This window comes from Planococcus sp. PAMC 21323 (genome assembly GCF_000785555.1).
Lineage (GTDB): Bacteria > Bacillota > Bacilli > Bacillales_A > Planococcaceae > Planococcus.
In genome coordinates, this window is the sequence record NZ_CP009129.1 from 327,126 (window position 1) to 339,945 (window position 12,820).

The following is a 12,820-nucleotide window of genomic DNA, read 5'->3' on the forward strand; positions in this document are numbered from 1 at the left end:
TCTATGGCATCGAAAAACCCCTCCTTCTCGCTTTATTTCTCACTTAAATTTAAGACAAAACCAAAATGGGGACTTTTCATATGTGTCAAGAATGTTACACTGTTAAGTAAGGAGGGGATAAAATGACAGATATAACCTATCAAATCATTGCTTTAACCGTTTATCTAGGTGCAATGCTTTATATTGGCTGGTATGCTTATCGCAAAACCGCCGACTTATCTGACTATATGCTTGGTGGAAGGGGACTTGGACCAGCAGTAGCCGCACTAAGTGCAGGAGCATCAGATATGTCCGGATGGCTCTTACTAGGTTTACCGGGTGCGATTTACCTTGGAGGATTAGTTGAGGTATGGATCGCAATCGGATTAACAATCGGTGCATTTTTAAACTGGTTCTTCGTGGCGCCACGTTTACGTATTTACTCGTATATTACTAGTGACTCGATTACGATTCCGAGTTTCTTAGAAAACCGCTTGAAAGACAAATCGCGGTTATTGAGAATTGTATCGGGTATTATCATCTTAATCTTTTTCACATTTTATGTTTCATCCGGTATGGTCGCTTCTGGATTGTTCTTCCAAAGCTCATTCGGAATGGATTATCACTTAGGATTGATTTTAGGCTCCGTTGTTGTCGTAGCCTATACCTTATTCGGTGGATTCCTAGCTGTTAGTTACACGGATTTTGTTCAAGGCGTGATGATGGTGCTAGCTTTGATCGCTGTACCAATTGTAGGGATTTTCGCTACAGGTGGATTTAGTGAAACGGCAGCAAGTATTCGCGAAGTCGATCCGAATATGTTGAGCTTAGTTTCAGGAGCTTCGACAATCGGCGTTATTTCTGCAGTCGCTTGGGGTCTTGGTTACTTTGGTCAACCTCATATCATCGTCCGTTTTATGGCGATTAAAACATTAAAAGAAGTTCGTATTGCTCGTCGTATCGGTATGAGCTGGATGATCTTCAGTCTTATTGGAGCAACTGCAACAGCGCTTGTTGGTATTGCTTATTTCCAGCAAAATCCTTCAGCAACTTTAGTAGATCCAGAATCAGTGTTTCTTGATTTGAGTCAAATTTTGTTCCATCCACTAGTTGCTGGATTTGTACTAGCGGCTGTTTTAGCAGCTGTTATGAGTACGATTTCTTCTCAGCTTTTAGTAAGTTCTTCGGCGCTTATTGAGGATTTATACAAAATTGCATTCAAAAAAGAAGCATCAGCAAAAGGTTATGTAACGCTTGGACGACTAGCTGTAGCATTGATTGCTGTTATTGGAGCGTACTTGGCTTGGGAACAAAACAACACGATCCTCGGATTAGTTGCATACGCATGGGCTGGATTTGGTGCTGCTTTTGGACCAATCATCCTGTTGTCGTTGTTCTGGCGAAAACTAACATCAAAAGGCGCATTGGCTGGTATGATTGTTGGTGCTGCAACGGTTATTCTCTGGGATTCAATGGGGACAGCAGCAGATGACCCTGGTGCAACTGAAATGACCAATTTCATGGGCAGTGTTTATGAAATTATTCCAGGCTTCTTCTTGTGTCTTCTTATTACATGGCTTGTGAGTCTTGTTACTTACAAACCAGATGCACAGATCGAAAAAGAATTTGATGAAACAGTTCGTTTAATCAACGAAGACAAATAAACCAGGTAATCAAAAAGGCGTGCAGTTCTTCTCGTGAGGAAGAACTGTACGCCTTTTTTATATTATTTAGTGCGTTGTTTCTTCATTTCTTGCTCCATACGTTTAAACCGTTGCAATTCAGATTCTCGAATTGGAGGGGATTCTGTACGAATGATTTTAGTGAAAGCCCAAAGCATCAACACAAGCAATACGGTAAACGGTAAGGCGGATATGAGTGATGCCGTTTGTAAAGCTTGCAATCCGCCTGCATACAGGAGAACTGCGGCAATCGCAGACATTAACACACCCCAAACAATCTTAAAGGCTGTTGGGGGATTTAAACTGCCGAAACTCGTCATCGATGCCAAAATGTAAGTTGCTGAGTCAGCTGAAGTCACTAAGAAAGTGAAAATTAATAATATAGCTAAAACCGACATGATTGTCGTTAATGGCAGAACGCCGAATGTTTGGAATAAAGCCGATGTTAAATCGTTATTAACTGCTTCCGCAATACCTGAAGACTGATTTAAATCATACCAAAGAGCTGTACCACCAAATACGGCAATCCAAAGACAAGCAATAGCAGGAGGGATGACTAGCACACCCATAACGAATTCGCGGATTGTGCGTCCTCTTGATACACGTGCTACAAATGCCCCGACAAATGGAGACCAAGCAATTGCCCATGCCCAATAGAAAATAGTCCATCCTTGCACCCACTGTCCATCTGAATAGGGCTCTAGGCGTAAACTATACGGTACAAAATTAGTAATATAATCGCCGAGTGCTAATGTGAAAGTTTCCATGATGAAAACAGTCGGTCCTGCAAAAAAGACGAAAACCATTAAAACCAATGCCAGTCCAAGATTTAAATTACTTAAGTAGGCAATCCCTTTTTTAAGTCCTGTAGAAGATGACAATGTATATGCGGCAAACATCACCGCGATAATACCTAGTTGAACTGGGAAGGCATTTTCAATGCCGAACACCGCATTGAGTCCGCCGTTCATTTGCAATACGCCTAATCCAAGAGAAGTAGCGATTCCCATTACAGTAGCAATGACAGCTAAAGAATCGATGGAGTTCTTAACTAAAGGTTTATTACCTAATACCGGCTCTAAAGCGGTAGAAACCAAACCAGGTTTCTTTTTGCGGAATTGTAAAAAGCCGATGACAAGTCCGACGATGGCGAATACTGACCATTGACTAACTCCCCAATGGAAAAATGAATACCCCATCGCAATTCTTGCTGCTTCTGGAGTTAATGCTTCGTTGCCTACGGGCGAAGTGAAGAAATGACTCATTGGCTCAGCTACTCCCCAAAATACCAGGCCAGCTCCAAAACCGGCAGAGAATAACATACCAATCCATGTAAAGAAAGGGAATTCGGGACGATCGCTATCAGAACCTAATCGAATGCGTCCGAACTTGGATAATGCAATCCCTACAAGGAAAAGTGTGATAACAAAGACGGCAAGCAAGTAAAACCAGCCGAAATTCAAGGTAGTAAAACTAAACAAACGCCCCGCCACCTCACCAAATTTCACCGGTGTAACTGCACCTAAAATAACAAGCAGTAGAATGACTGCAGCGGATACTATAAATACAGGATTTTTCAATAATTCTTTATTCATCGTAACCTCCTCAATATTTTTCTATACTTTAGCCTATCGAAAATAAGTGGGGAAAACCACCTTTTTAGTAATAAAACGTAATTTAAGGTAAAAAGTTTTTGAAATGAATTGATGATCTAAAAAGGTGTTTAAGAAATTTTAATCAATGTATTTTCGGGGGTGGGGGAAATAATATAGTTATATACCCATTCCCCGAGGAGTCCGTTTTAAACGCTTAAAGGATAGTAGAGGTAAGATGGCGAACGATATAACCAAGACGGAAATTTAGTGAGGTGCTTTATGGAATTAGATCACATTGTTCATTTTGTACAAAAAAATCCGAAAGAAACCGTAAGTCAGTGGCGAGCGCAAGGACTGCCTGCTTCACCTGGAGGTCAACATATCAATTGGGGAACACAAAATGTACTATTGTACTTAAAAAATTGTTATATTGAGTGGTTGTCAGTAGAGAGGCATGAAGTCGCAACGGATGTTGATCATCCTTTGACCCGCCTCCTAATGCACGATCAAGTAGGATTTGGGACAATCTGTTTAAGAACTAAAGCGATTGGGGAATTAAATCAGGATTTGCAAGAACGTGGAATTGAGACGACGGGTGTGTTAGATGCTGAACGCCGCACGGAAGAGGGCGAACTGATCAAGTGGAAAATGCTGTTTATTAAAGAGCCTATTTCAACGAAATTACCGACTCCATTCTTTATCGAATGGCAGGAATCGGATGAACAACGCTATCACAAACTGAGAGAAAAAGGTGTTGTGCAAGAAACGAACGAGGCGTTAACAATCGACCGTTGTGTGTTTGGTGTGTGGAACCCAACGGAAGCTGAAAGCGCTTGGCAAAAAATGTTAGGTGGCAGTCTGAAATTGGATAATTGTCGCATTGAATTCAGAAAAACAAACGCGGCACAAGAACGTCTAGAAGAAGTCCATTTTACAGATGGTACCCACAAGCTAGAATATGAACAAGGCCTTTATTGGTTGCCTTCTATACCGTTAGGTGAACGATAAACTATGGTAAAATAGATAGATTAGATGGGAATTTTCTTTTCCTGAAATAGGAGGACAAGATAAATGGATGAATTACAAGAAAAAGCAGTCATAGTGGGTGTCCAACTTCAAAAAGATCTTCATTTCGATTACGGAATGGAAGAATTGCGTAATTTAGCAGAAGCATGCAATGTAGAGGTTGTTGGAGAAGTTACGCAGAACTTGGAACGGATTAACCCTTCTCATTACGTTGGAAGCGGAAAAGTAGAAGAGATAAAAGCTTTCTACGAAGAATCCGATGCCAATTTAGTTATTTTCAATGATGAATTGTCTCCTTCGCAAATTCGTAATTTGGAAGAAGATTTAGAATGCAAAGTAATCGATCGAACCATGCTGATTTTAGATATTTTTTCACGACGTGCAAAAACGCGTGAAGCACAAGTGCAAGTAGAGTTAGCACAACTTCAATACATGTTGCCACGTTTGATCGGACTTAGAGCATCACTTGGCCGTCAAGGTGGTAGTAGTAGCGGCGGAGTTGCTAACCGTGGTGCTGGTGAGACTAAGCTAGAGCTAGATCGTCGTAAAATTGAAGATCAAATATCAAAACTTCATAAAGAACTTGAACATATTAAAGACCAGCGCATCACGCAACGCAAACAGCGTACTAAAAAAGGAATGCCGGTTGTATCGTTAGTCGGCTATACAAATGCTGGGAAATCGACAGTAATGAACGGCTTGTTAACAAAAACGGGACAAAATGAAGAAAAGCAAGTGTTTGAAAAAGACATGTTGTTCGCTACATTGGAGACATCTGTCCGTCAAATTCGCTTAGAAGACAATAAGAGCTTCTTGCTGACCGATACAGTAGGTTTTGTCAGCAAACTGCCCCACCATCTTGTAAAAGCATTCCGCTCGACGCTTGAAGAAGCTCGAAATGCTGATTTACTCCTTCATGTTGTGGATGTTTCCAATGAAGAGCATCGTTATATGATGGATGTAACAAACCTTACGCTACAGGCTGTTGGAGTAGAAAATGTTCCAACTCTTTATATTTTCAATAAATCGGATTTAGCGGGAGTAAACTATCCAGCGATGAGCGGCGACGGGTTATGGATCGCAGCAAAAGAAGGTGTTGGCCTCGACGAATTATTAGAAGTTATCAAAAAGCAAATTTTCGCGGACTACGTCACGTGTCGGATGATTGTGCCATTCAATCGCGGAGATATTGTTGCGTATCTGAACGAATATGCAAGCATACATGAAACCGAATACGAAGAAGAAGGCACTTTGCTGAAAGTAGAACTGAGTCGTGCAGATTATGACCGTTATGAGCAATTTGTCGTCGGAAGTTAGCAAGTAAAAAAGGCACATCTCAGCTTTGAGGTGTGCCTTTTTTATGTTCTTCTAGGAATCCAATAGGTTTTTATTGTTCAAACTGGATGCGGTGGAGATTAGCAAATACGCCGTCAGTTTCAAGAAGTTCACCATATCCACCTTGTTCGGCAATGCCTTCTTCAGTCACTACGACGACGCGGTCAGCGTCGCGGATAGTAGCAAGACGATGGGCGATGATTAATGTTGTGCGGTTTTCTGCTAATTCTGCTAAAGCTTCTTGAATAACGCGCTCTGTTTGTGTATCAAGGGCAGACGTCGCTTCATCCAGAATTAGGATAGGTGGATTTTTTAAAAACATCCGTGCAATCGCAAGTCGTTGTTTTTGGCCGCCGGACAATTTTAATCCGCGTTCGCCAATTTGTGTGTCATATCCTTGTGGTAGTTTCTGAACAAAATCTTCTAAGTGGGCCTTTTTTGCAGCTGCTAAAATTTCTTCGTCACTAGCGTGTCTTTTGCCGTAAGCAATATTTTCACGAATCGTTCCTGTAAATAAGAAGACATCTTGTTGAACAATGCCGATTTGTGATCGTAATGAATGCTTGGTCATATCCCGAATATCAATGCCATCAATCGAGATCGTACCTTTTTGGATATCGTAGAAGCGTGGAATCAACGAACAAATCGTCGTTTTCCCAGCGCCAGAAGGACCGACAAACGCGACGGTTTCGCCAGCTTGTAATTCTAAATCAATTCCGGATAATACTGTTTTGCTATCATCATAGCCAAAATAAACATTCTCGAAGTTAATATCTCCATCTAACTTCTCTACGGTTACAGCACCTTTTCGATCATTGATATCGGGTGCTAATTCAATCAAATCACGAAAGCGACTAAAGCCAGCCATCCCTTTTGGATACAGTTCAAGCAATGCACTAATTTTATCAATAGGCTTGATCAAGACGTTTAGAAACAGAACAAAGCTGACAAGTTCGCCGTACGATAATTGACCTTGAAAGTTAAGCCATGCTCCATAAACTAGGACGACTAAAGTTAAAAGGCGAGTCATCATATAAATGCTGGAATGTGTTGCAGCCATCACTTTATAAGCAACCATCTTGGCGAGACGAAAATGGTCGTTATCCGTTTTAAAACGTTCGATTTCAAATTCTTCATTTGTGAAAGATTGCACCACGCGTGCTCCTGAAACACTGTCCTCTACACGACTATTCACGTCCGCGATTTTTCCATACATATTGCTCCAAGCTTGGTTCATCTTAATATTGCAAAATGTAATCAACCAAACAAGAAACGGAATGACGATTAATGTGACAAGTGCTAGTTTCGGATTGATCCAAAACATAATACCGAAAGCTCCGAAGAACGTCATGATTGCAATAAAGAAATCTTCTGGTCCGTGATGAGCAAGTTCGCCTATATCAAATAAATCATTGGTGACACGGCTCATAATATGACCTGTTTTAATATTGTCGAAAAAGCGGAAAGATTGACGTTGGACATGAGTAAATAATTCTTCTCTCATATCCGTTTCAATATTGATCCCTAACTTATGTCCAAGATAGCTGACGATATACTGCAAAAATGTACTCAAAAGAAATATGAGGAGCAACAAAAAACTGACGGAAGTAATGGTACTCCAATTTCCGCTTGGCAGTAAATCGTCGATAAACCATTGAACAGCCACTGGAAATGCTAGTTCAAGAATAGCTACAAAGACAGCACTGGAAAAGTCGATGATAAATAGCCGTTTATGCGGCTTATAGTAGTTGAAAAATTGTTTTAATCTCAAAACGCTCACCTCATTGAAAAGTATAATCGAAGTTAATGAAATAAACGACTAGAATCGGGTAAACAAAGAATATGAAACTATTTTTGAGGTGGACCGTAAATATAGAGAAGCATTTCAAGGTTGACGTGGACTAACATCAAAAGGAGGATGGCTATTATGAAGAAGTGGCTCTTATTTATAAGTGCAGCAACTTTATCGGTTGGACTTGCAGCTTGCAGTGAAACAGCAAAACCGGCGTCCGGCGATGAGTCGGCAAAAGGGGAAGACAGTGACTTGACGGTGCAAGAATTATACGCAAAATCAGTAGAGGCATCTGAGTCGATTACGAGTCTACATGCTGATATCGTAACCGACCAAACCATGGAGATGCAGCCAGATGGCATGGTGATTAATATGAAAATGGATTCGGTGATGGATATGGTCATCGACCCGCTAGCATTCCATCAAACAGCAGAAACATCTATTGTGTCAGAGGATATTGATAATACCAATCCAATGAATATGGAAATGTATTTTACCGATCAAGGCATGTATATATATGAAAACACAATGGCAATGTGGTTGAAAATGCCGGATGAAGGTATTGAAGGTTTAAAAGAGCTAGCTGATCAACAAACTGCTGATCCTGCGCAGCAATTAGAAGAACTCGGTGAGTTTCAAAATGATTTTACTTTTGAGCAAACTGCGGATGACTATATTTTAACGCTGGATGCCTCTGGAGAGAAATTTCAAGAATTGATGAATCAGCAACTAGATAAAACTTTGGGTCAAATGGAAATCGAAGCTCAGAGGACCCTTGAAGACATGACTATCCATTCTGTAAACTACACAATTTATATCGATAAAGAAAGCTTCTTAACTAACAAAATGGATATGACAATGGACATGGACTTGAATATTGACGGAGAAATCATGAACATTAAATCAGATGTACAAGCTGAATACAGCAATTTCAATGAAGTTGAAGCCATTACTATTCCTGCAGAAGTACTAGAAGAAGCGCAAAACATGGCAGAGTGAACAGTAGTTATAATAAAGGTGAAAAGAGGGTTCCTGATCCAGCTGAGGAACCCTCTTTTTGTTCTGAGTCAAGAAAGTGTTTTTTGGGGCGAAGGTACTTCGCCAAGCTGATTCAATCGGTGTGCAAATGAATTATTGTGTCCCGCAGGTGCCCCGTGCAAAACATCTTGCATTGAATAAGCTTGTGACCCATGTTCTGAAAAATCCAGTCCAGCTTCTTCGTCTTCAGCAGTAACTCGGAGTGGAACGATATTGCTAATAACCACTAACACCAATCCAGTTGCTACAGAAGCCCATGCAATAACGGCAAGAACACCTACAGCTTGAATGCCGAGAATTTCAGCTCCGCCACCGTAAAGTAATCCACCAGTCGTATCAAATAATCCGATGGCAAGTGTTCCCCAAATACCGGCAATGCCGTGAACAGAAATAGCGCCGACTGGATCATCAATGCGAATTTTTGAATCGAGTAAACGAATTGCTTCTGTCATGATAACCCCGGCTAGTAAGCCGATAACAATCGCTCCAATAAATGACACGTTTGCAGCGCCTGCAGTAATCCCGACAAGACCGGCTAAAGCGCCGTTCATTGTTAAAGAAGCGTCAATACGACCATAGCGCAAGCGCGTATATCCCGCAGTAGCGATTATTCCGGCAGAAGCAGCTAATAATGTGTTGGCAATAACGGGTGGTACGAGTGTGGGATCAGCAGCTAATGTGCTACCGCCATTAAATCCAAACCAACCAAGCCATAGGATGAAAACGCCTAAAGCGCCGAGTGGCAAGCTATGTCCTGGAATAGTATTAACAGATTTCCCGCTATACTTGCCGAGGCGCGGCCCGATTTTCCAAGCTGCAATTAGTGCAGCGACAGCTCCTGTTAAATGAACAACTGTCGATCCAGCAAAGTCGATAAAGCCAATTTGTGCTAACCAACCTCCGCCCCATACCCAGTGGCCGACTATTGGATAAATAACTGCTGTCATAGCGATAGTTAGCAAGATGTAAGCTGATAAGTTCATTCGTTCTGCTACAGCGCCTGAAATAATGGTGGCACAAGTAGCAGCAAAAACAGCTTGAAAGACAAAAAATCCAATATCTTCAACACCTGATAATGCAAATCCTTGTGTGCCGATTAACCCAAAAGAAGAAGGTCCGAACATTAAGGCGTAGCCAACGATAAAGTAAAGAATTGAGCCTAGTGAAACGGTAATCATATTTTTCATTAAAATATTTAATGTGTTTTTAGAACGGGTAAAACCTGATTCCACCATCGCAAATCCTGCGTGCATAAAAAATACCAACATAGCCCCGAGCATCACCCATATCATATCTACTGAACTTTGAACTGCTTCCATCCAATCTCCTCCTTATCCAATCGCGACTGTGCCGCGTTCTTTTGTTCTAATTCTGATTGCTTCTTCAACAGGAAAAATAAAAATTTTACCATCCCCAACTTGACCAGTTGAAGCATATTCTAGCAAAGCTTGAATGATATCTTCGACTTTATGGTCATCTACTACCATCTCTAATTTCAGTTTTGGAGAAAATTCCATTGTGTAGGCGTTTCCTCGAAATAGACCAACTCGTCCTTCTTGCTTTCCGATTCCCGCAATTTCCGTTACACTCAAACCGTCTATTCCCTCAAGTGCTAGAGCTTGTCGAACGTCTGCGAAAACAGAAGGACGAATAATAGTTTCGATTTTTTTCATCTTTTCTCCTCCTGTATGTTAGGTTTGTTAACATAATAGTTTATATTTTCTGATAATGCAAGAGTTTTTTTTATTTAAATGTTAGGTTTCCTTACATTATTGAAGATTAGGAGTGGATTTATATGTATAAAATTCCAGAAGAATTAGCCGCACTCGGAAAACGACGAATCGATGGATATCCGGTAGAAGGTTTTGTGTGGGGGAGTGGTCCTGAAAATCCTGCAATTATGTTAGTTGGAGAGGCACCAGGAGAAAACGAATTAGAAACGGGAATTCCTTTTACAGGACGTGCAGGAAAAGAATTAATGGCTTCTTTGCAAAGTGTCGGTTTGGCGCGGGAAGATGTTTACATTACAAGTGCGGTTCGCAGTAGACCTTATAAATGGGGAACTAAAAAGAAACGCAATGGCGAAGAGGTCGTACGGAAATACAACCGAGCTCCGACGAAAAAAGAAATCATTGCTCATGCACCAATATTGGACACAGAGATTCGAGACATTCACCCACCACTAATTGTGACTTTAGGAAATGTGGGGTTACAAAGATTGATCGGGCCAAAAGCAAAAGTTACTGAACTTCATGGCGTATTGATCGAGACGCCGATTTTATACTGGGATGATGAAAACGACTGCTTTAAAGAAACAGATGAGATTTATCACATTTTTCCTACCTTTCATCCAGCTAGTGTCTTTTATAATCCTCCTGTCCGTGTATTAAAAGACGAGGATTGGCGTAGATTAAAAGAACTTTTAGGAAAAGTGGAATGAGTGTGGAATAAGGTGTTTAAAAAATATAAGAGTAAGAGTTTTCATGGTGTATTTTGGCGTATAATATTTATATTCACTAGAGTTAGAAAAGAGGTTTATTGATGGATAACACGGTTTTATTTGCGCTTGGATTGACACTTTTTGCTGGATTAGCTACGGGGATCGGCAGTTTGATTGCATTTTTTGCGTCACGTACAAATACGAAGTTTTTATCGGCTTCATTGGGCTTTTCAGCGGGAGTCATGATTTATGTTTCGATGATAGAAATTTTCTTTAAAGCAAAAGATGCTTTGACGAATGCGCAAGGAGAGGTTGTTGGTTATTGGCTTACTCTTGCGGGGTTTTTTGGTGGAATGGTTTTCATGGCGTTTGTTGATCGAATTCTTCCGAAATTAGGAAATCCGCACGAAGTTAAAATGGTAGAGGATATGGATGAAGGACCAACTAATGACGAATATGCTAGACTTCGAAAAATGGGTATTTTTACAGCATTAGCAATTGGTATTCATAATTTCCCTGAAGGTATTGCTACATTTATGTCAGCGATACAAGATCCGGCTCTTGGTATTGCGATCGCGATTGCAGTAGCGATCCATAATATCCCGGAAGGTATTGCTGTATCAGTTCCTATTTACTATGCAACAGGTAGTCGGTTAAAAGCATTGAAATATAGTTTTCTGTCAGGTATTTCAGAACCGGTCGGAGCGATTGCTGCTTGGTTATTCTTAATGCCTTTCTTAAGTGATACCTTATTTGGTGTTATTTTTGCGGGTGTTGCAGGGATCATGGTCTTTATCTCGCTTGATGAATTATTGCCTGCTGCAAAACGTTACGATGAAGCACATTTATCTATTTATGGATTAGTAGCTGGTATGGCTGTTATGGCTGTCAGCCTAGTGTTGATTGTCTAGTATTGAAACCGAATATTTCTTTTTAGTAAAGAGAAAAGAGGGTGTTTTTAATGGATGTTAAACACATTGAACAAACTTTTTCAGAGGTATCAAAAACAACAGGTTGGGCAGTAGATAAGCAAATTGCATTGGCTGTTACAAATATCTATTTGGCACGGGGAAAACAATTTGATGCAGGTGCACACGAAAAAGCGGTTGACATCATAAAGAAAAATGAGGGATGGACTTCGCCATTACGCTCTCACTTGCTTCATAGTGCAGCTGCTTTTATGGTATTAAAAGAAGAAAGTGTAGAAAGTTCGTTAAAGTTGGTTAATCAAAACCAACAAGCGCTCAACGATGCAGGATTTTGGAAAACATCATATACCTATTTAGCTGCACTATTGATGAAAAACCCTGAAGAAGCAGAACGTATAAGAGCTTTATACGAAGAAATGAAAAAGCATCATAAGTTTCTTACGTCGAATGAAGATATTCCTTATGCGGCGTTACTAAGTAGCAGAGAAGGTTCAATTGAAGAGCGAGCTGCCACGATGAATATGTATTATAAAGATTTACGAGAGCATGGCTTTTCCATGGGGAACGACCTTCAATGGTTATCCCAAATCATGACGTTTGAATCTCCCGATTACGATCCGGAAATCGTTGGAAAAGTATTGGCGATCCAACATTATTTCAAAGATGAAAAAATCAAAATCAAGTATGCGCAATATCCTACTCTTGGTTTTTTAGCGATAACTGGGATAGGTGGCAATGCGTTAAGTGAAATTGTATCCAACATCCGTGAGCTCGAAAGCAACAAAATTTTTCGCTGGTATAAAGATATGGCATTCTCAACGGCTGTACAGCAAACAATGGCTGACAATATGGGAGCTAGAGACATAGCAGAAATGGCATTCTCGACTTCATTAGAAGCATTGATGCAAGCTCAACAAGCTGCTATGATGATTAGTTTTAATGCTGCAATCATTGCAGCCACTAATAATTCGAGCAATTAATGTAAAATGTTTAGAGTTCTGATA

Annotated in this window: 11 protein-coding genes; 7 read left to right on the forward strand and 4 right to left on the reverse strand. The window is 40.5% G+C overall.

Features of this window, described 5'->3' with window-relative positions; all coding sequences use genetic code 11:
• The first annotated feature begins 122 nt into the window (after positions 1–122).
• Entirely contained in the window at positions 123–1,643 is a 1,521-nt protein-coding gene (gene putP, locus PLANO_RS01765) for a sodium/proline symporter PutP (RefSeq protein ID WP_038702435.1), read from the forward strand.
• A gap of 62 nt (positions 1,644–1,705) precedes the next feature.
• Here putP and PLANO_RS01770 read toward each other — a convergent pair whose 3' ends face one another.
• The gene (locus PLANO_RS01770; RefSeq protein ID WP_038702437.1) at positions 1,706–3,256 is read right to left on the reverse strand and encodes a BCCT family transporter; all 1,551 of its coding nucleotides are present in this window, start codon (positions 3,254–3,256) and stop codon (positions 1,706–1,708) included.
• Positions 3,257–3,535: 279 nt separating this feature from the next.
• On the opposite strand from PLANO_RS01770, the gene PLANO_RS01775 reads away from it, so the two are divergent.
• On the forward strand, positions 3,536–4,264 hold the full coding sequence (locus PLANO_RS01775) for a VOC family protein (protein WP_038702441.1): 729 nt from the start codon (positions 3,536–3,538) through the stop codon (positions 4,262–4,264).
• 63 nt (positions 4,265–4,327) lie between these two features.
• Positions 4,328–5,599 (forward strand): GTPase HflX, encoded by a 1,272-nt coding sequence (hflX, locus tag PLANO_RS01780; protein ID WP_038702443.1) that lies wholly within the window; start codon positions 4,328–4,330, stop codon positions 5,597–5,599.
• A 70-nt stretch (positions 5,600–5,669) separates the two neighbouring features.
• Here the strand turns inward: hflX and PLANO_RS01785 are convergent, their stop codons facing one another.
• A complete protein-coding gene (locus PLANO_RS01785; RefSeq protein ID WP_038702446.1) occupies positions 5,670–7,388 on the reverse strand; it encodes an ABC transporter ATP-binding protein in 1,719 nt (572 codons plus the stop codon).
• 156 nt (positions 7,389–7,544) lie between these two features.
• Between PLANO_RS01785 and PLANO_RS01790 the strand changes: the two genes are divergently transcribed.
• Positions 7,545–8,408: a DUF6612 family protein gene (locus tag PLANO_RS01790; protein WP_038702448.1), complete on the forward strand. Its 864-nt coding sequence runs from the start codon at positions 7,545–7,547 to the stop codon at positions 8,406–8,408.
• Positions 8,409–8,476: 68 nt separating this feature from the next.
• Here PLANO_RS01790 and PLANO_RS01795 read toward each other — a convergent pair whose 3' ends face one another.
• Together PLANO_RS01795 and PLANO_RS01800 are read right to left on the reverse strand one after the other, a co-directional pair.
• The gene (locus PLANO_RS01795; protein ID WP_038702450.1) at positions 8,477–9,766 is read right to left on the reverse strand and encodes an ammonium transporter; all 1,290 of its coding nucleotides are present in this window, start codon (positions 9,764–9,766) and stop codon (positions 8,477–8,479) included.
• A 12-nt stretch (positions 9,767–9,778) separates the two neighbouring features.
• Positions 9,779–10,120, reverse strand: a complete 342-nt coding sequence (locus PLANO_RS01800; RefSeq protein ID WP_038702452.1) for a P-II family nitrogen regulator — start codon at positions 10,118–10,120, stop codon at positions 9,779–9,781.
• A 122-nt stretch (positions 10,121–10,242) separates the two neighbouring features.
• Here PLANO_RS01800 and PLANO_RS01805 point away from each other — a divergent pair, with 122 nt between their 5' ends.
• From PLANO_RS01805 to PLANO_RS01815, 3 genes are all read left to right on the forward strand, one after another.
• Entirely contained in the window at positions 10,243–10,887 is a 645-nt protein-coding gene (locus tag PLANO_RS01805) for a uracil-DNA glycosylase (protein WP_038702454.1), read from the forward strand.
• Positions 10,888–10,988: 101 nt separating this feature from the next.
• Complete coding sequence (gene zupT, locus PLANO_RS01810) at positions 10,989–11,798, forward strand: zinc transporter ZupT (protein ID WP_038702456.1); 810 nt, start codon at positions 10,989–10,991, stop codon at positions 11,796–11,798.
• 50 nt (positions 11,799–11,848) lie between these two features.
• Complete coding sequence (locus tag PLANO_RS01815) at positions 11,849–12,796, forward strand: DUF4003 family protein (RefSeq protein ID WP_038702458.1); 948 nt, start codon at positions 11,849–11,851, stop codon at positions 12,794–12,796.
• Positions 12,797–12,820: the final 24 nt, after the last annotated feature.